Raw genomic sequence first — 20,155 nt, 5'->3', positions numbered from 1 at the left:
TTAAATCATCTATATTACTATTGATTGATAACTTAAGTACAATTGTATATTGTCGTATTTTTAAATCGAATAAAACATTGCAATGAATTGATTTCAGCCGTTATCTGTTCGAATAGTATTTTTGATTTTACTCTTTTTAAACCATCACCTTACCTAAAAAATACATTACTATCTTGTTGAATAATTTAAAGAATTTAATCATTCCAATGTTTATCAATCACCTTTTGAATCTCTGGATAATTGACATCCGTTTCATTTAATTCTTTGCGTTGTTTTAAAATTTCTTCTTTTAATGAAGCAATAATATCCTTGTATTTTGGGTCTTTGTAACGGTTGTTCACTTCTTCAGGATCATTTTTTAAATCATAAAATTCCCAAGCTACAGGCGTGTTATAGCCATAAATACGCATTTCTTTATTCCAATAAAATTTATTCCATTCGGCTTCTGGTAAGTAATGTTTGGCATAGAAAAAGATTAACTTATATTGTTTGGTTCGAACACCAAAATGCGCAGGAACCCAGTGGTGAATGTTATGCATCCAATACCGATAATAAGTTGCTGTTCTCCAGTCTTTTTCTGCTTTTCCTTCCAAGGTATTTATAAAGCTAAACCCTTGCATGTACGAAGGTTTTTTACCTTTTGCCAATTCGATTAGAGTAGGAGCAAAGTCGGTATTGTTTATGAGTAAATCGGTTTTGGAACCTGCTTTGACCATTTTTGGATAATGAACAATAAACGGCATGCGCATCGATTCGTCGTACATCCAGCGTTTGTCAATCAAATCATGTTCACCAAGCATCATTCCTTGGTCGCCAGTATATACGATTACGGTATTTTCCCAAAGCCCTTCTTTTTTTAGATAATCGAACAATCGAGCCAAATTATCATCCACACCTTTGACACATCTTAAATATCTTTTTAAGTATTCTTGATAAGCTAAATGAGTAGCGATTGTTCCAGAAACAGTATCCTTCAAAAGCATATTTACATAATTACGATACAAATGTCGGTCTGAAACCGAACTTCCAATAACCGCACGTAATTTTCCGTTCTTACCAACCGTGGCTTCTGAACCAAAATTGGGTTGAAAATACAAACTCGCTGGTTCTGGAATTTCAACATCTTTTAAATAATCTGCATATCGTGGTGCAAACTCAAACATATCATGCGGTGCTTTGTAATGTTGCATAATGAAAAACGGTTTCGATTTATCCCTTTTTTTAAGATAATCCAAAGCGATATCGGTAATCACATCGGTCGAATGACCCACTGATTTCACTTCGTTTTTCATCCATTCACCTTTTCCTTTTTCATAAAAAGTGGGATTAAAATACTTACCTTGACCTTCTAAAATTTTATAATAATCAAAGGCTGAAGGTTCATTTTTTAAATGCCATTTCCCAATCATAGCGGTCGTATAACCCAACTTTTTCATTTCCATGGGTAAATATTCTTTGGCAGGATTGATTTCTCCATCCAAATCCAAAACACCATTGGTTTGTGAATATTGTCCAGAAATGATACATGCACGACTTGGCGTACAAATCGAATTGGTAACAAAAGCATTTTCAAACAACATTCCCTCGGCCGCTAATTTGTCGATATTGGGTGTTGGATTCAATTTTGCCAATCGTCCTCCATAAGCGCCAATAGCTTGCGAAGTGTGGTCGTCTGACATGATGTAAATGATGTTGGGTTGCTTCTTATGCGAACCTTGACTAATACCCAATTGACAAAAAAGGAGTACTGCCAAGGCGATTGATAATCCTGTCTTTTTCATGTTTTAAATTTTACTATTTATAAAGATTTTACCTCTTGTATGCTTTGCGTGAGGGATTACCTCACTATACTTTTATTTTTTAGCGGTGTTCTGTGAACTTCGTTTGTAGTGTAGCTCTTTTTTTATTTGGTTTTTTCACCAAATAAAAAAAAGCGGGAACGAAAAGCCCGACCCGCGTTTTTCAGCGGGTCACGCCCAAATGCTTTTTAAAGTTATTTCTTTGGTGTTATTTTGAATGCAAAAGCATAATCACCTACTTTTTCTTTTGGGAGTTGAATGTGTAATCCGTCGTTCTCCACTGTGAATTTCATTTTTTTCTTGTTAGCCAAAAATTCAATCGATTCGATTCCTTTGGTCAAATACGGACTTCCTTTTTTGAACGAGTGGATCACCAATTGATTTTCTGCCGGCCAATCTAGAACCGTGGCATAAACAACCTCTCCTTTTCTAGTAAAACGAATATCTTTGGCCGTATTATCAGCATTTTTGTCTTCACTCAAATGGCCTTCTTTTACTTCTGCATCACCTTCTCCGTAGATATCAAAAGTACGTGTTCCGTAAATGGCTTCTCCATTGGTTCTCAACCAATCTCCCATTTGTAGCAAACGTTCTTTGACCGGCTCTGGAATTTCACCATTCGCTTTTGGTGTGATATTCAACAGAACCGCTCCGTTTTTACTCACTACATCAATCAAGAAATCAAGCAATCGATTGGTCGATTTGTAGTTTGGGTCAGAAATGTGTGACCATGATTTCCAGTCAATAGAATCATCTGTCAACCACGGAAAATCTTTTTTCTCACTCATTCTTGCTCGTTCCAAATCTAGAACAGCAGTGCCTTCGGCAAAATCATGAAATTTGTAAGTTGACACTACTTCTTGATTTTTCTTCTCCGCATGGTTGTAATAATACTCTAGGAATTCTTTGCGGTAGTCTTCTCCGATAATGTCCATTTTATTATCAAACCAAACCATATCTGGGTTGTACTTATTGGTAATCTCCTTCAAACGATCCAACCATTCTTTGTTAAATTGTTCGTCAGCCAAAGGGTAATAAGATGCCGCTCCTAGTTTTTTTCTATTTGGATTGTCTGGGAAAAGGAAATCACCTTTTTTAACTTTTGGACCATATAAACCAGCATATCTTGGGTCTGATGCATCAGTAGTTTCATCCCAAGTTGGGTACCAAGCATACAACCATTGACGGTGAAAAGTAGCGATAAATTTCATCCCTCTTTTTCTGATTTCTTTAGACAATTCGCCCATGATATCACGTTTAGGTCCCATTTCTTTGGCATCCCATTTGGTCAAATCACTATCCCACATCGCAAAACCATCGGCATGTTCAGAAACGGGTCCGGAGAATTTTGCACCTGATTTTTCAAATAAATCTGCCCAAGCTGCAGGGTCAAATTTCTCTGCTTTAAACATCGGAATGAAATCTTTGTAACCAAATTTATCCAATGGCCCATAAGTTTTCACATGGTGTGTGTAATATTCACTTTCTTTCCCATTTTTAGCTTCTGGGTTGTCCTTGTTCACGTACATCCAGTGCGAGTACCATTCGTTTTTATATTCTGGAACCGAGTACGGTCCCCAATGGCAATAGATTCCGAATTTAGCATCCAAGAACCATTCTGGTGTTTTATGTTGTTCCAATGATTTCCAATCGGCTTTGTATTCGATTTTCTTGTCTGCAACTTTATTTTGGGTTGTTTTCTGTTGTGCATTGCAGGATACTAATGCAATAGACACTAATCCTAAAACAGTATTTTTCATAATATTTTGTAGTTTTTTGGTTGTACAAACATAGACGAAACCGCTAAGGAAGGCCTTCACATATGTCCATTATAGTAGAACAAAAGTTATATTTTCTTTTTTGCTAATAAGATATGGTCGCACACTAGTACTAAATCACCATTTTGATTGAAAATTTCGACATGCTCGTTTATCTGTCCAAATTCGGGTTTGTTGGAATCTTTCTTTTCGCTAATGGTAATCACCACGTTTATGGTATCACCAATATAAACTGGTTTTACAAAACGCAAACGATCATAGCCTTTAGAAAAAGCCTCTGGATTAATTTCTGTAGCGGTCATTCCGATTCCCACGCTAAAAGTCAAAGTTCCGTGAGCAATTCGTTGTTTGAAGGGTTGTGTTTTGCACCATTCAGCATCCATATGATGCGGAAAAAAATCGCCTGTATGTCCTGCATGAACCACAAAATCGGTTTCGGTTATGGTTCGTCCAAAAGTTTCTCTTTTGCTTCCTAGTTCGTAATCTTCGTAAAATCGTGATAGTATATGCATGTTTCTTTATTTTAAATAGAATAATTGGGTAAAATACCTCCGTTGTCATTCGATTCATAGGCAGCTTCTACGATTGCCATCGAGTGCACCACATCTTCCACGCTAGTGGGTAATTCGGTGGTAGAACCTTCTACAAATCGCATTAAGGACGCCATTGTTCCCACAAATGCATCGGGGAACCAAGAGCCTTTTAGCGGCACTTCAATCCATTTTGGTTTTTCTCCTTCGGTTACAATGCAGTACTCAAACAAATCGGGTTTGCCATTTGGGTAGTCTAGTAGCAATCCTATTCGAGCTTTGATAGCTCCTTTGGTACCTTCCCATTTCACAAAACTTTCTTGGTTTTTCTCGCCAAAATTATGGTCGTGGTTGGTGTTGATAATTGCTCGCATCGCATCATTATAATCCATAATCGTCGTCGTACGAGTAGACGACATTGTTTTACCTGGATTTCGTAAGGTTTTCGAATACACTTTTTTTGGGTTACCTAAAAACGAGCGAATCAAATCAATATAATGAATGCTGTGTTGCTGAATTTCCAATCTCGGGTGATTCACCACATTCGGGAAATATTCCCAAGGGGTATATATGGACAAACGCACTTCAAAATCGTACAATTCGCCAATCAATCCTCGGTCGATGATGTCTTTTGCCGCCATAATATAGGGTGCAAAACGCATCTGACAATTTACGGCTGCCTTTAGTTTTTTTCTTCTACAAACTCCCAAAATCGCCAAAGTTTGCTCAAAATCATCTCCCATGGGTTTCTGAATCAAAACTGCTGCTTCGTCAGGCAATTGCTCCAATGTTTGCACAAACTGATTCGGCATAAGGGTCAAATCATAAATAGCGTACGAAGGAGCATCTTTGACCATATCGGCAACCGTTTCATAGACAGTCGGAATCGCAAATTTCTTTGCCAATTCCTCCGCTCTTTCGCGAGTTCTATTGGTGATTCCCGCAATCGTAAAGCCCACACTTTTGTAAGCAGGCAAATGCGCATCACGCACAATTCCGCCCGCTCCAATAATGTAAATCGGACGATTTTCAATGGGTAATGTTGGTTTGTAGTTAATATCCATTATCTGTTTTTTTTAATAGTATTTTTTATTTGGGCGTGCCCCTCCGTAAACTTCGGGTCGGGCTTTTCGTTCCCGCTTTTTTTTATCAATTGCCTCGGGTTTAAACCCGAGGCAATTGATAAAAAAAGAGCTCCACTTCAATCCCTCACGCGAGAATCAAAGGTCAAAGGTCAAACTTCAAAAATCAATTTCAAAAGTCAATTTCAAAAATCAAATCTTAATTCACTTTTACGCTTCGAACAAATCAAAAATCAACAATTGTTGATCAAAAATCGTTAATCTTTTTCCCCGTTCCAACAAATCAGAAATCAAAAATCGTTAGTCAAAAATCGTTAATCATTTTCCCCGTTCCAACAAATCAAAAATCAGCAATCGTTAATCACCAATCGTTAATCATTTTTTTCAATCAAATCAATCTTCCCTTGCGCTTCCTCCAAAATAAATGCAATGCTTTTGTCGCTATTGATTACTTCCACAACAATCTGGTCAATTACGTCTGCAATTTCAGACCAATTGCTTTTGCGGGGTAGGGAGCGGGTATTTTTATGTAATTCCTCTAATTTGTAATAATAGGGAACCAGTTCGTTTACTTCTTTATCGTGCCAAGTTGATTTTCTACAACCAATTCCGCCTTCCAAAGTAAGTAGTTTATCGTTTTTTGCATTTACAGCAAATTGTATAAAATTGTAGGCAAGGTCTTTATTGGTGCTTCCTTTTCCAATTACGTACATCCAATAGGCGTTGAGCGATACTCCTTCGCCATTCGGACCCGCAGGAACATTCGTCACATCGATTTTGCCTTTCACTTTCGAATCGGGATATACTTCACCAAAAGAGGCAAAACCAAACCAATTGACCATCATCGCCAAGTTTCCGTTGGCGAAAGCCATTCCGGACTTAACCGAATCAAATTCGCGAGAATCAGGGTGAATAGCTTTGGTGTTCTTCAATGCTGAACGGTAAAACTCCATACCTTCGATAGCAATTTGGGTATTGATCTTTATTTTTTTATTCGAATCGAACAGATCGCCTCCACGAGTCCATAATTGTAGGCAGAAATCAAAAACAGTATTGTGTCCGTCAGGATAAGCGGCAAATGTGGTTCCGTACAAACCTTGATCCGGTCGGTTAAAAAATTCGGCCACTTCCATCAAGTCATCCCAAGTTTTGGGAACTTCCAATTTTTTTCCATGTAAACCATAAAAAGCAATTTGCTCTTCCATTGTGTCGAATAAATCCTTTCGATAAATCAAACATTCAGGTCCATCATGAAAAGGTAATCCAACGGTTTTGCCTTCAAATCGTTGTTTGTACAACAAGGATTCTGACCAACCTTCGGGGAAATCAGCGGGTGAATGTGCAGCGATATAAGGTGTTAAATCTTCGACGGCATTCGTTGCAAAAGCTTCTGTAATCCAATCGGTATTGATTAAAGAAACATCCCAAGTTCCATTTGCTAATCCTTTGTTTTTTAAAATAGTATCATACAAGGGGTGCAAATCAAAGGCGGTTGCTTCCAATTCAAAATCACATCCCGTTTCGGCACAAAAAGCCTCCCATATTTTTATTATGGAAGTTTCGAAAGCATCAAATTTACGTACGGCTATTTTAAATTTTGGTTTACTCATTTTACAACATTTCTTTGATAATAGCTTGTGTGTGTTCTCCTAATGCAGGGGAACCCAAACTAGATTTCATGTATTGTCCGTCAATTTTAATTGGGCAACGTGTCGTTTCATATTCAAAACCATCTCCCATTTTTACTTTCTGAATCATTTCTAAAATCTTGAATCCGTCGTGAGCAAAAAGTTCGTCCCAGTTCATGATTTTTGCACACCAAATATCAGCAGGTTCCAACAAACTCAACCAGTGTTCTGTGGTGTTTATCAATAAGTGATTGGCCAATATTTTCTTGATTTCGTTACGTTCTGTAAACCAACTAGCACGTTCTGGATAAGCGGCCAAAGCATCGCATCCAATCAATTCTCCAACAAACGGAATGGCTCCCATGGCAAGTGACATATAGCCCGATGCCGTTTGGTACACACCATAAGGCGCACCTAAATAGGCGTGTGCACTATTGCTTTCTGGACGAATAGTAGGCGCGCCACCATCATGGTAAAAAGTAGTAATCGACTCAAATTGAAAATCAAGAATAGACTCCAACATGCTAATGGATACTTTTGAACCTTCGCCAGTTTTTGCTTTTTTGATTAATCCAGCCAAAATACCTTGTGCCAAATGGGCTCCTGCCAAGATATCTACAATTGCCAAACCAACTGGTACAGGTCCATCGGATATTTTTCCGTTCAACCAAGTCACACCAGATAAGGATTGTACGAGCAAATCTTGTCCTGGCTTACTTTTCCACGGACCTTCAGGACCGTAACCAGAAATATCACCATAGACAATCGATGGATTTATTTTTTTGATGGTTTCATAATCAAATCCCAAGCGCTCAATCACTCCTGGACGGAAATTGTGCACCAAAACATCGGCTTTTTCGATTAATTTTAAAACTTGTTCTTTATCTTTTTCGACCTTTAAATCGGCCTGAAAACTTTCTTTATTTCGATTAATAGCTCTAAAAACAGTGGATTCTCCGTTCAATATTACATTCGAAACATATAATTGACGGCAAATATCACCTGTTTCTGGACGTTCGACTTTAATGACACGTGCGCCCAAATCGGCTAATCGCAAAGTTGCTGAAGGAGCCGATAAAAACTGACTCAAATCAACGATTAATATATCTTGTAATGGTTTCATTATTCTTCGTATTACAGTTATAAATTAAATTCTTTTCTAATGTCAGCAGTGTGTTGACCGACTCTGGGAGCAGGTTTTGGAGCAAAAATCCTTTCGTCATCCATTCGAATAGGACAACGCAACGTATGCACTTCTTCACCAGAAAGTAATTTCAATTTTTGATCCATTTGTAAAACTTTATACCCTTCGTGGTTCAATAAATCATCATAATTGAAAACCGCAGAAGCCCAAATTCCAGCAGGATCTAAAATATCCAACCATTCTTGTGTGCTTTTTTCGATAAAGAAATCACTCAAAATAGTCATGATTTCATCTTTTTTTGTAAACCATGAATCCGAATCGGTGTACGATGCGATAGGGGCACAGCCTAATACTTTTCCGATATTCAAAATATTTCCCATAGCCAAAGAAAGGTAGTTGTCTTTGGTTTTATAGACACCATAAGGAGCGCCTAAATACGGGTTTGCATTCCCTTTTTCAGCTCTTATTGGTTTTTGATTACCATCATTAAGGTAGGTTGTCAAGACTTCGAACTGTAAATCAAGTGTTGATTCTAGTAAACTTACTTCGACCCAAGCACCTTGGTTGGTTTTGGTTCTTTTATAAATCGAAGCCAAAATACCTTGCGCTAAATGTGAACCTGTAATAATATCCGAAACCGCCGCTCCCACAGGAACAGGATCGTCGTTTTTGTTCCCTGTTAAGTTCACAAAACCCGACATGGATTGTACTAATAAATCTTGTCCTGGTTTTTTTATCCAAGCACCTTCGGTACCATAACCCGTTACGGTAGCATAAATCATTTTTGGGTTGATGGCTTTTACTTTTTCATAATCCAAACCGATTTTCTCCATCACTCCCGGGCGGAAGTTATGAGTCATCACGTCGGCTCTTGCGATTAATTGTCGAACGCACTCCAAATCCTCAGGATTTTTCAAATCGGCTGCATAAGATTCTTTATTACGGTTGACGGTGTGAAAAACCAAACTGCTACCATCCAAAAATAAATTTTTCAATGCAATTTGTCTCCCAGCTTCTCCGTGAACCGGACGTTCTATTTTTATTACTCTTGCCCCTAAATCTGCCAATCGCAATCCAGCAGACGGGCCTGCCATAAATTGTGCAAATTCGAGTACTACAATTCCTTCTAGTGGTTTCATATGCTTTATTGTTTAAGGTTTTTTTTGTTTAAAGTTTAAAGTACTAACGATTAGTCTTTAAACAATTTTTAAACTTTTAAACTTTTTTAAACTTTTTCTAAATCTCTAATGATTTTAAATACAACGCATTCAATTGTTGCAATAAAGCCAATTCATCGCCTCCGTTCATCAAATAATTTCTGATTGGAGCACCCGCTCTGTCTTGAAAGTACATGTGTCCATTGTATCTAGGACGTAAAAATGCTCTGTCTAATCCAGGTAATGTGTTCTTGAAATAATCGGCTGTGATGCTGTTTGTATATTCATCTGTCCATGCTTTTCTGTGACCTGGTTGTCCACCACCGTCAAAGAAAACCGTTTTTTGAATTGCTTCTGAACCAACATATTCTAGGTATTTCATTGCCGTTTCAATTTCTTTTGATTGTGCAGAAACCGCCAATCCAGTTCCTCCCAAAGTCGAAATAGCACCGACGCCATTGATTTCGATCATGTCATGAAAATGCAACAATTTACGTGCATATCCGTTACGGCTATAATTCGTATATCCGTAAGCCCAAGGACAATACGCATAGTTGTCTGTCAAAGTCATGGCTTCGTAGACTTTAATTGGATTCCAATCGTACATAGCTGGATCCATTTCTACAGCTAAGGCACGTAACATTTGCAAAGCTTTTATACCAATTTCTTGGCTTACAACATGTTCCTTAGACACACAAACTTCTTCGCCCAAGTTGCAACACATCATATAGAAATTCATCAATGTATCTTGCGGAATACCTGGCATTACCACCAATCCTTTTTTTGCCAAAGCCAAAAGTTCGTCATAATTGGTCGGTAATTTTAGACCTTTAGCTTCCAAAATATCCGGACGGCTAGAGGCCACTGGAGTAGCGGCATCAATCGCTAAGGCATATTGGTGACCGTTTGAACTGTAACTCACATGAGAATGCCCCACCGTATTTTCGGCCAAATCAGCTATAAACGCTTTTGGCAAATACTCGTCTAGCGGTAAGATCACCTTTGTTTTACCCGCAAAACCTGCCCAAGGGTGGTCAATTACCAATAAGTCATAGCGTTTTGCTAATTCGTCGATAGGCTCATCGGCGAAAGCTTGCAAAGATCTTTTCTCCCATGTAATTTCTACATTCGGATTCAGTTCTGAGAAACGTTGTGCCGTAGCGACCATTGAGGTAAAACCTCTACTGTGATTCCAAGTAATTCCTTTTAATTTGATTGGTTGTGATTCCATTGTATTGGTTTATTATATTATTAGTTTGTTTTTTATCTTGTTATTCTCCTTGCATGCTTCCGTAAGTCATTACAAAAAAGGAAACCACTAAGATTATTAAAGCATATAGTAATGTGGTATATGTTCGTTTGCTTACTGCTACCCATTCTTTCATAACAATTCCGATGATATAGCTAAAGAAGATAAGCATGGACATATGAATAACCCAACTCGCAAATTTGTAAGCACCCATTTGTACGTGTGCAATACCATAAAAGAAAAATTGACCGTACCAAAGTGCACCACTCAAAATGGACATTCCGGCATTGATACCGTAATTTTTTGCACCGATGCTTTTTACATCTACAAATTCTTTTAAAGTTTTGTTTTTGATCCCAGCGATTAGAAACCAAATCAAATTGGTTACAAAAGCACCAAAAGTGGAAAGAATCAAGTTTGCGTTTCCTTCGTAATTTCCAGCACCGTATTTCCCCGCCAACTCGGCTACGGGAGCACCCACTTCTAATGAGATTCCGAAAACAGCCGACAAAACACCAGCTATAATAGTTAAGGTCAACCCTTTTTTCATATCGAAAGAAGGAAGAGTAGCACCTTCAACCGCATTTCGTTTCAAGTCCGCTTCTTTTCTATAGCCAGCAACACCGCAAAGTGCGATACCTATTAAGGCCAAAAACATTCCTATAAATATGGTACTTCCACCAGCAGCGTTGTATTTTTCTACAAACTCACCGTGCATAATTAAGGGAACAATGGTTCCTAGAATGGCAGAAATCCCAATAGAGATAGTGTACGTCAACGAATACCCAATGTGTTTAATGGCAAAACCAAAACACATTCCGCCAAATCCATAAACAGCTCCTAATAAGGTAGCGTTAATTAAAATAGTAGTATCCGAGTTTTCAAAAACACCTAATAAATCAGGAACCGTAAGAAATCCGATGACGAAAGGAAAGATGAACCAAGCGAAACTGGCTTGAAACAACCAGTAGGTATCCCAAGACCATTTTTTTACTTTTTGATAGGGAACATAACAGGTTGAAGCAGATACACCTCCAACTCCGTGGATAAAAGTACCTAATAAAGGATTTGCCATAATTTGCGTTTGGTTGGTTAGTTATTGTGATTCATATACAAATGTATATTTTATATATGAAACAAACAAGAAGCGGATTAAATTTATTAAATTTGTCTCGTAAAACACAAAAGATGGCTGAAGAAAACAATACAAAATATAATGCTCCCGCACTCGATAAAGGCTTAGATATACTCGAATATTTATCTTCTGAAGGGATTCCGTTGTCGCAAGCAGAAATTGCCCAAGGAATTAGCAAAACGCCAAGCGAAATTTACCGAATGTTAGTTTGCTTGGAAGAAAGAGGGTACTTAATAAGAGGTTCGAATGCGGGAAAGTATCGTTTGTCTTTAAAAATGTATAGCCTTTCGCACCGACACACGCCTTTTGATGAGTTGAAACGAGTGTCGCATTATCCGATGCAAAATTTATCCGAAAAAATCAGGCAGTCTTGTCATTTAAGTATCATCAATAATGACCAATTGTTGATTATAGCCCAAATGCGAAGTCCAAATGCGGTTTCACTTTCGATAGAAGAAGGAACCCATTTTCCACTAACGTTGACTACTTCGGGCAGGGTATTTTTGTCGATTTATTTAGAGGACAAGCGAAACGATTTTTTAAGTCGTGATGAACATTATAGTAAATGGACCAAGAAAAAACAGGAAGAATTCAAGGAATCGATTCTACAAGTTCAAAAAGACGGCTACCGTTCTGCCGAAAGTAACATCACCAGTGGTATCACCGATTTTGCCGTTCCAATAGGGTTAAATGATTCGGATTTGAATGCCGTTTTGGCAGTTTCTGTCTTTTCTTCAAGCATTGATAACGAAATTTCAAGAGAAAAAATTATCGAAGCGCTTAAAGAAGCGCAGGGTGAGATTAATAAATTGATTGGGGGGTAGGGTTTTGGAGTTTTTGTTTGAATGAAAAGACTTCGATGATAATTGAAACTAAGAAGAACACATAAACATGCGTTTATATACAAGTTACAGGATATTGTACCAAAACTGTACGTTGAAAAAAGAAGTCAACAGAAAAATGAATGTAATTTGGAATAAAATTTGTTGTATATTTGATACAATAAAACCTTTACTTAAAATGGCAAAAACTTCAAAAAACATATTTGTTAGAAAATTTTCAGGTTCTTCTGTATCTGTTGGTAGTCCTTTTGGTAAAATACTAATAAATAGTGTTGACTCAAAAGCAGTTGCAACTGCTGTACGAGCATCCGTAAAAGGAGAGAAACAGACAATAAAATTATCTGAGGACACATTAAAGCATATTGAATTAGCTAAAGCAGAATAGATGGAAATTGCTTTAGGAGCTTTAATAATAATTATTTTACTACTTCCTGGAATTTCCTTTAGAAAAGGTTACTTTTCAGAAGAATTCTCAAACCAATACACAATAAAAGATTTCTTTCAATTATTTGTAAATACTTTTATTCCAAGCATAATTTTATATTTAATTGCTTTACCAGTAATTCTTCTTATTGGTTATAGATACAATTTAACAACACTTATAGGTTTAATTTCTTCAAATGATAAACTTTTCGTTCAGTCTGTAGATAAAGTAGGTGAATTTCAAAATGAAATTTTATTATTTCAATTTATAGTTAATTCTGTATCCTTTTTGATTGGGTATCAATTAAAAAACTACTTTATCCGAAAATCTTTAGATTCTACAATTGAATTTTTCAGATATAAAAATATTTGGCATTATGTATTATCTGCAAAATTTATAAATTTTGAACGTTCCCAAATTTCGCTTAATAATAACACTGTAGAAGATGTAGACATAACTTATGTTGATGCCTTAGTTACAGTAGGCGAAAAAGTTTTTATTTATAATGGAATGTTGGTGGATTATCAATTAGCAACAGAGGGGCATCTTGATTTTTTAATAATTAAAGATGTTCAAAGAAAACAAATAGATAAGAGAAGATATAAAGACGTCAATGGTCACGTAATAATTTTAAAGTATGAAAATATTATAAATTTAAACTTGACATTTATTGAAGCTGAAGAAGATGGGTTTGGAAGTGTTACTTTTAGACCAATTTCATAGAATAACATCATCCTGTAATCGAATAGACGGCTCTGCCCCAAATGGAACGGAGTGCGGCTCCAAACTGGTGCTCGTCTGTAACGAGTACCTATTTTCTTAAAATAGAAAATCGTAGCATTTGCAATGCGGTTCCTGTAACACCAACGTTTATTACACCTAGAACGGAAGTAGTTTATGTAGAGATTCTTTCAGAATGACAAACTTCGTCGATTTTGCTTGCGTTGCATTTGTTGCTTGTAAGCGACTAAACTTATATGAACTTCCTTTTTTACTAGCTTACAATGTTAAGCAAAGGAAAGCTTACATGTCTTATATTGTTAAAAAAAGATGCAGTTTGCGTGATTGCTTTCCCGAAAAACGGGACAGGCTCTTCGTCGCAATGACTTTGTAGATGTGGTTTGCTTTAATCTGTTTACTATAAACCAAACGTTTATTACCCAGTCTTCTGCTCGTTTGCTACGAGTACCTGTTTTCATCATAAACAAAATAATAGCATTTGCAATGCGGTTCCTATAAACCAAACGTTTATTAAACCTAGAACGGAAGTAGTTTGTTTAGAGATTCTTCCAGAATGACAAACTTCGTCGATTTTGCTTGCGTTACGTTTGTTGCTTAAAAGCGACAAAACTTATATGAACTTCCATTTTTACTAGTTTACAATTACAAGCAAAGAAAAGCTTATATGTCTTATATGGTTAAAAAAAAGATGCAGTTTACGTGATTGCTTCATTCTTCGCAATGACTTTGTAGATGTAGTTTGCTTTTATCTGTTGGCTATAAACAAAACGTTTATTAAATCTAGAACGGAAGTAGTTTGTCTTGAGATTCTTCCAGAATGACAAACTTTGTCGATTTTGGTTGCGTCACGTTTGTTGCTTTAAAGCGACAAAAATTATATGAACTTCCATTTTTACTAGTTTACAATTACAAGCAAAGAAAAGCTTATATGTCTTATATGGTTAAAAGAAAAGATGCCCTTTGCCGTGATTGTTTATTCCGCGCAAAGACTTTGTAGATGTAGTTTGTAAAACGTTTGCTGATTTTAAGCGACCTAAACTTAGTGACAAGTATTGGCTAAGTTTTATTTTTGGGGATTATTTACTAAATTGGGTGCTTAAACTTGCAAAGAATTCTAAAGTTTGCAGGCTATAACTAAGTACAAGACCATTAATGACAAACGATTTATTAAAGAAGAACATCCAAAAAAACATTGAGCTTTGTGATTCGGAGCTAGAAACTATATGCTCGTACTTCAAGCCTCAGGCCATTCCAAAAAAAGAGTTTTTGCTTACACAAGGTAGTATTTGTAAGTTCGAAGGTTTTGTTCTAAAGGGATGTTTTAGAATCTTTACCATTGATAAAAAAGGAAACGAAAACACCTTATATTTCGCAACCAAAGACTGGTGGCTTATGGACATTGATAGTTTTATGAATCAGTCACCATCGGATTTAAATATTCAAGCTTTGGAGGACAGCGAGCTACTTCTCATTAGCAGAGAAGATAAACTTACGCTTTATGACTCACTTCCTGTTGTGGAGAAATTATTTAGAGTAATGTCGCAAAAAGCTATAGTTGCTTGGCAGCGTCGCCTGATTAGCAATCATTGTAAAACCGCCAAAGAACGCTACTTTGATTTTGTAGATGCCTATCCTACTATCGTTTCTAAGATTACGGACAAACAAGTCGCTAGCTACTTGGGAATAACCCATGAATTTTTAAGTAAAATCAAAAAGGATCAGTAACTATTTTCTGTTTGTTGAACTTGTTCAACAATTTTGTCCTTGCTGTTTATGAATTTTGTATTACTAAACTATAAACAGCATTTATGAAATTATTTAAGCAAGTGAAAACGGGTGTAATTGCACTCGTGCTAACAGTGATGCCGAGTATTACGCAAGCACAAATTACCAATGATATTACAGAAGGAGAAGCTTTAAAAGTCCTTTTGGCAGCAAAGAAAAATGCAGAAGTTCAAAATGTACTCGTTAATATCGCTGTGGTAGACGCGGGTGCAAACTTGAAAGCTTTTATACGAATGGACGACTCTTTTTTGGGAAGTATTGATGTAGCCATAAAAAAAGCCAAAACCGCACGGTATTTCAACATGGATACCGGAAAATTAGGAGAGTTAACGCAACCTGGGGGAATTATTTATAATATCGAACATTCTAATGGTGGCTTGATGACGTTTCCTGGTGGGGTTCCTATCAAAAATAAAGTAGGCAAGATAATTGGAGCTATTGGCGTAAGCGGAGGAACTATAGATCAAGACAGAGCTATTGCAATGGTAGGAGCAGCGGCAGTTGTGGAGTAATTTTTTGAATTTAAAAAGATATAATTATGAATAATATAAAGAGTTACCTTCAAATAGGTCTATTGTTATTAACCCAAATTTGTTTCTCGCAAGTTACGGAGAACTTAATGCTTTATCGAAAAGATTTCTAAAATATTTCTGCCAAGAACACTGTTTCTGTTACAAGTTACGAAATAGACGGTTCGCATTATGTATATGCTGGAGGAGCGGGAAGTATTGATGTTTACAGCTTAGATTCCGAAGGAAAACTAAAGGCAATCAGCAGCCATGAACTTCATATGCAAAAAGGACCAGCAAGAGGAATGGTGGCCGATATTATTAATGGAACCCACTTTTTGTTTGTAGCGAATAAATACGGAAATGTCATCGAGACTTTTAAGATTGCAAAGTCTGGATCTCTTGAACGAGTTTCTTTGGTCGAAGATACTGCTGAAGTTCATCTTGGAACCGCAATTACGCTGCAGGTTATACACATGAAAAAGTTTTCGTATCTCTTTGTTGGAGGTTTAGAGGAAAACCCCGGTTTGAGTTCTTTTAAAATTGAAGATAACGGAAAACTTACGCATGTGCAATCGATGAAAGATGACAATAAAATACATACGGATGGAATTATAGGCATGTTTACGCACAAGATACAAGGTAAAACATTTCTATACACAGGCGGTTTTCAAGATAACGGAGTCAGTAGTTTTAGAGTTTTCGAAAATGGAACTTTTAAAAATATCAATAATATAGATGATAATGACACGGATCGCTACTTAACGGGGGCTTATCCTGTAACAGGAGTAACGCTAGGAAAGCATAAATATGTAATTGTAGGTCACAGACATCATAAGTATTATGACACGGAATCCAATTTTATAAAAAAGAAAGATTTTGTGTACCACGGCGATGGTGTTAGTGTTTTTAAAATTAATAACAAAGGGGCATTAGTGCCGCATTTTGTTTTAAAAGATGATGAAAATACGAAGTTAAAAGGGCAAACACGAATAGAAATTGTATCTGTAAATAATAAGGAAGCGATTCTGGCCGTGGGGACTAGAGACGACGCTAGTATTCAGTTGTGTAAACTAGATGAAAACGGAATATTGAGTCCGATGAGTTATTTAGAAACTGGTTTTTCTATCTACTACGGACTGCGCTCTCACAAAATTGGTGAAGATAATTTCTTAATAGCAGGGTCTAACCGCTTTGATTTACAAAAGCTAATTTCCTATAAGGTTTCGCCTAAAATCAATAGGGATGGAAAACTTTTAAGACATATCGTAAATCTAAAATACAAAGCCGATGCTAGAGCTAAACAAATTGAAGAAGCAGAAAAAGCATTTGTAAATCTAAAAAATGAAATCCCCGAAATTACAAATATAGAATGGGGAATAAACGATAGTACTGAAGGGGCAAGTAAAGGTTTTACGCATTCTTTTACCATTACATTTAAAGATGAAAATGCTAGAGAAATCTACCTGTTTCACAAAGCCCATTTGAAATTGGTGAGTACAATAGGTCCAATAATCGAAGATGCCTTTATTATGGACTACTGGACAGCAACGAATTGATATATCGTTTAAAAGATAAGTGAGTATTATAAAACGACTTGGTTTAATGTTTAGGCCAAGTCGTTTTTTTTTGCGTTTTTTTGGTTGGTATTTTGTTTTATATCAGGAGTTTTTTGGTCAAAATATGAGATGATTTCAGTGCGTATTGCAATTCTTTCACAACGACAAACTTTGTCGATTTTGCTTGCGTTAGGTTTGTTGTATTTAAGCGACTCAGTTTATTAATTTCCTTTCATTATTAGTTTAAAATTTGAAGCGAAGAAAAGCTTATTTGTCTTATTTGTAAAAAAAAAAAAGATGTAGTTTGGATTAGACCAGCTTTATGTCAAATACAACAAAATCTTAAATCGGGTAGTATTTGCCCAAGTTAGGCTAATGTCTAGTTATTGTCTATATAAATCTTATTGATAATTCATATATAAATAGTATTTTTACACATAAATACTAATTAACAATTAAAAGATGGATTCAATTATCTGCTCACAGAACGGAGCGCTTACCACTATCACCTTAAACAAACCACCTGCAAATAGTTACGAATTGAATTTCTTGACAGCATTAGGAGATACGATTGAAAAAATTAAGCAAGATCAAACTATAAAAGTTGTGTTAATCAACAGCGCATCCGAAAAGTTTTTTTGCGCAGGTGCCGATATCAAAGTTTTTGGCAGCAATACTGTAGAACAAAATAAAGAAATGGTTGTGGCCGCTCGTCGTGTTTGTCATTTAATAAGCACAAGTACAAAAATTTTCATTGCAGCTTTTAGAGGTCATATTCTAGGCGGTGGATTGGAATTGGCTATGGTTTGCGACATTCGATTAGCCTCTCAAGGAAATTATCTTATTGGTCTTCCAGAAATTAAACTTGGACTGATTCCTGGAAATGGAGGAACAGTTCGATTAATTACTCTTATTGGTTACAGTCGCGCAATGGAATTGCTCGTAACTGGAAACACGATTAATGCCGTAACGGCACATCAATTCGGACTAATCAATCACTTATATCCTGCGGATACTTTCGAAAAGGATGTTTTAGACTATTGTAAAAATTTAGCCTCTGGCGCAGGAGAAGCGATGGCAAGCATTAAGAAATTTACTATTGAAAGTCAAGGGATGAATCTACAACAAGCTTTGCAACTAGAAACTGCTCTAGTTAATCCATTATATGAAACGCCAGATGGAATAGAAGGTTTTAAAGCCTTTATCGAAAAAAGAACGCCTAATTTTAAATAACTATATCAAAATGAACCAAAATATTCAACATTACAAATGTTACATCAACGGAGAATGGTTAGATTCTTCGACTCGCGATAGTATTAAAGTAGAAAATCCAGCTAATCTGGAAGTTTTTGCAACGGTAACCGCTTGTTCGAAAGAAGATGTGCAATACGCCTTAGAATCTTCAGAAAAAGCGCAGCTCGCATGGCAATTGACACCAGCACACCAACGTGCGTTATATTTGTTTGCTATTGCTGACAAATTGAAAGAAGAACGCGATCATTTTGCCAAACTATTGGTTTTAGAGCAAGGAAAAACATTTCCAGAAGCACAAGGCGAAGTAGATGGAACGATTCAGTATTTAACATATAATGCCGAAGCCGCACGTCGAATTCAAGGTTCTATGTTTCCTTCTGAAAATAAAAACGAACATTTAGCAATCTACAAAGTACCTTACGGAGTTACTGTAGGTTTGTGTGCTTTTAATTTTCCTTTGGCTTTGATTGGTCGAAAAGTAGGACCAGCTTTGGTTACAGGAAATACTATGATTATTAAACCGCATGAATTGACACCAGTCACGGCATCAGAATTTTGTCGCTTGGTGCATGAAGTAGGAGTTCCAAAGGGAGTGGTGAATATGGTTGTAACTCAAAATGCCGAAGCAGCTTCGTTATTAGTTGAAAGTCCGATTACCAAATTGGTGAGTTTAACCGGTAGCACGCGTGCTGGAAGAGGGATTTACAAAGCAGTAGCGCATAATGTTACGGCTTTGACATTAGAATTAGGAGGAAAAGCACCTTTTATTGTTTGTGACGATGCCGATATTGAAAAAGCGGTCGAAGCAGCAGCTATTTCTCGCTACGCTAACTGTGGACAAGTTTGTATTTGTAACGAAATGGTGATGGTTGATGAAAAAATAGCCGATGAGTTCACCGATAAATTAATCAAAAGAGTGAAAGAAATAAAAGTGGGTGATCCTTTTGATACTTCTGTAAATATGGGCCCTGGAGTAAGTTCGTTAGGTATGGAGCGGATTGATGGCTTGGTGAAAAAGAATATTGAGCAAGGAGCAGAATTGGTTTTGGGTGGAAAACGTCCTGATGGAGCTATGTTCGAAAAAGGAAACTGGTACGAACCAACCATTTTGACAAACGTCAAAAACGATCATGTTACCATGCAAGAAGAGATATTTGGTCCAGTTTTACCCATTATGAAAGTTTCTGGTTTTGAAGAAGCACTGGCTTTAACCAATGCTCGTGAAGAAGGACTATCTGCATATCTATATACCAACAATTACAAGCGCCATATGACTGCGATTGACCAAATGCAAGTAGGAACGATATTCATAAATCGCGGAATTGTAGGCTACATTCAAGGATACCATTCCGGTCACAAAACTTCTGGGATTGGAGGAGAGGACGGCATTTATGGTATTGAAGGTTTCTTGCAAAAAAGAACAGTTTACCTAGATTACAACGATTAAAATAGATAAACAACTCAATAACCATTAGAGATAAACCAAATATGCCGTTTCTAATGGTTTTTTTATAAAAATAACAACCAATAACTATAATA

17 protein-coding genes are annotated in these 20,155 nt (G+C 36.6%); 8 read left to right on the top strand and 9 right to left on the bottom strand.

The window, feature by feature from the left end; genetic code table 11:
* Positions 1-194: 194 nt before the first annotated feature.
* The 9 genes from M2326_RS08245 to M2326_RS08205 all read right to left on the bottom strand — a co-directional run bounded on the left by M2326_RS08245 (position 195) and on the right by M2326_RS08205 (position 11,442).
* On the bottom strand, positions 195-1,781 hold the full coding sequence (locus M2326_RS08245; RefSeq protein WP_264619087.1) for a sulfatase family protein: 1,587 nt from the start codon (positions 1,779-1,781) through the stop codon (positions 195-197).
* Positions 1,782-1,993: 212 nt separating this feature from the next.
* Entirely contained in the window at positions 1,994-3,559 is a 1,566-nt protein-coding gene (locus tag M2326_RS08240; protein WP_264619086.1) for an alpha-L-fucosidase, read from the bottom strand.
* Positions 3,560-3,645: 86 nt separating this feature from the next.
* Positions 3,646-4,089: a MaoC family dehydratase gene (locus M2326_RS08235; RefSeq protein WP_264619085.1), complete on the bottom strand. Its 444-nt coding sequence runs from the start codon at positions 4,087-4,089 to the stop codon at positions 3,646-3,648.
* Between the two features lie 11 nt (positions 4,090-4,100).
* The gene (locus tag M2326_RS08230; protein WP_264619084.1) at positions 4,101-5,171 is read right to left on the bottom strand and encodes a Gfo/Idh/MocA family protein; all 1,071 of its coding nucleotides are present in this window, start codon (positions 5,169-5,171) and stop codon (positions 4,101-4,103) included.
* A 389-nt stretch (positions 5,172-5,560) separates the two neighbouring features.
* Positions 5,561-6,799, bottom strand: a complete 1,239-nt coding sequence (locus M2326_RS08225) for an extracellular solute-binding protein (RefSeq protein ID WP_264619083.1) — start codon at positions 6,797-6,799, stop codon at positions 5,561-5,563.
* Position 6,800: 1 nt separating this feature from the next.
* Positions 6,801-7,940, bottom strand: a complete 1,140-nt coding sequence (locus M2326_RS08220) for a CaiB/BaiF CoA transferase family protein (protein WP_264619082.1) — start codon at positions 7,938-7,940, stop codon at positions 6,801-6,803.
* 17 nt (positions 7,941-7,957) lie between these two features.
* Positions 7,958-9,100, bottom strand: a complete 1,143-nt coding sequence (locus M2326_RS08215; RefSeq protein WP_264619081.1) for a CaiB/BaiF CoA transferase family protein — start codon at positions 9,098-9,100, stop codon at positions 7,958-7,960.
* A gap of 97 nt (positions 9,101-9,197) precedes the next feature.
* The gene (locus M2326_RS08210; RefSeq protein ID WP_264619080.1) at positions 9,198-10,349 is read right to left on the bottom strand and encodes an ABC transporter substrate-binding protein; all 1,152 of its coding nucleotides are present in this window, start codon (positions 10,347-10,349) and stop codon (positions 9,198-9,200) included.
* Positions 10,350-10,389: 40 nt separating this feature from the next.
* Complete coding sequence (locus tag M2326_RS08205; RefSeq protein ID WP_264619079.1) at positions 10,390-11,442, bottom strand: L-rhamnose/proton symporter RhaT; 1,053 nt, start codon at positions 11,440-11,442, stop codon at positions 10,390-10,392.
* A 56-nt stretch (positions 11,443-11,498) separates the two neighbouring features.
* Between M2326_RS08205 and M2326_RS08200 the strand changes: the two genes are divergently transcribed.
* The 8 genes from M2326_RS08200 (at position 11,499) to M2326_RS08165 (ending at position 20,063) form a co-directional block, all read left to right on the top strand.
* Positions 11,499-12,326 carry an IclR family transcriptional regulator gene (locus tag M2326_RS08200; RefSeq protein ID WP_159086033.1) on the top strand — a complete coding sequence of 276 codons (828 nt, stop codon included), beginning with the start codon at positions 11,499-11,501 and terminating at the stop codon, positions 12,324-12,326.
* 196 nt (positions 12,327-12,522) lie between these two features.
* A complete protein-coding gene (locus M2326_RS08195) occupies positions 12,523-12,729 on the top strand; it encodes a hypothetical protein (protein WP_264619078.1) in 207 nt (68 codons plus the stop codon).
* Positions 12,730-13,491 (top strand): hypothetical protein, encoded by a 762-nt coding sequence (locus tag M2326_RS08190; RefSeq protein ID WP_264619077.1) that lies wholly within the window; start codon positions 12,730-12,732, stop codon positions 13,489-13,491.
* Positions 13,492-14,661: 1,170 nt separating this feature from the next.
* Complete coding sequence (locus tag M2326_RS08185) at positions 14,662-15,234, top strand: Crp/Fnr family transcriptional regulator (protein WP_264619076.1); 573 nt, start codon at positions 14,662-14,664, stop codon at positions 15,232-15,234.
* Between the two features lie 83 nt (positions 15,235-15,317).
* Entirely contained in the window at positions 15,318-15,806 is a 489-nt protein-coding gene (locus M2326_RS08180; protein WP_264619075.1) for a GlcG/HbpS family heme-binding protein, read from the top strand.
* Positions 15,807-16,084: 278 nt separating this feature from the next.
* Positions 16,085-17,362 carry a Dabb family protein gene (locus M2326_RS08175; protein ID WP_264619074.1) on the top strand — a complete coding sequence of 426 codons (1,278 nt, stop codon included), beginning with the start codon at positions 16,085-16,087 and terminating at the stop codon, positions 17,360-17,362.
* Positions 17,363-17,824: 462 nt separating this feature from the next.
* The gene (locus M2326_RS08170) at positions 17,825-18,595 is read left to right on the top strand and encodes an enoyl-CoA hydratase/isomerase family protein (RefSeq protein ID WP_264619073.1); all 771 of its coding nucleotides are present in this window, start codon (positions 17,825-17,827) and stop codon (positions 18,593-18,595) included.
* Between the two features lie 10 nt (positions 18,596-18,605).
* On the top strand, positions 18,606-20,063 hold the full coding sequence (locus M2326_RS08165; protein ID WP_264619072.1) for an aldehyde dehydrogenase family protein: 1,458 nt from the start codon (positions 18,606-18,608) through the stop codon (positions 20,061-20,063).
* Positions 20,064-20,155: the final 92 nt, after the last annotated feature.

This window comes from Flavobacterium psychraerolatum, from assembly GCF_025960985.1.
Taxonomy (GTDB): Bacteria; Bacteroidota; Bacteroidia; order Flavobacteriales; family Flavobacteriaceae; genus Flavobacterium.
The sequence above is the reverse complement of the archived record's forward strand: the minus strand, read 5'-3'. Positions and strand labels throughout refer to the sequence as shown.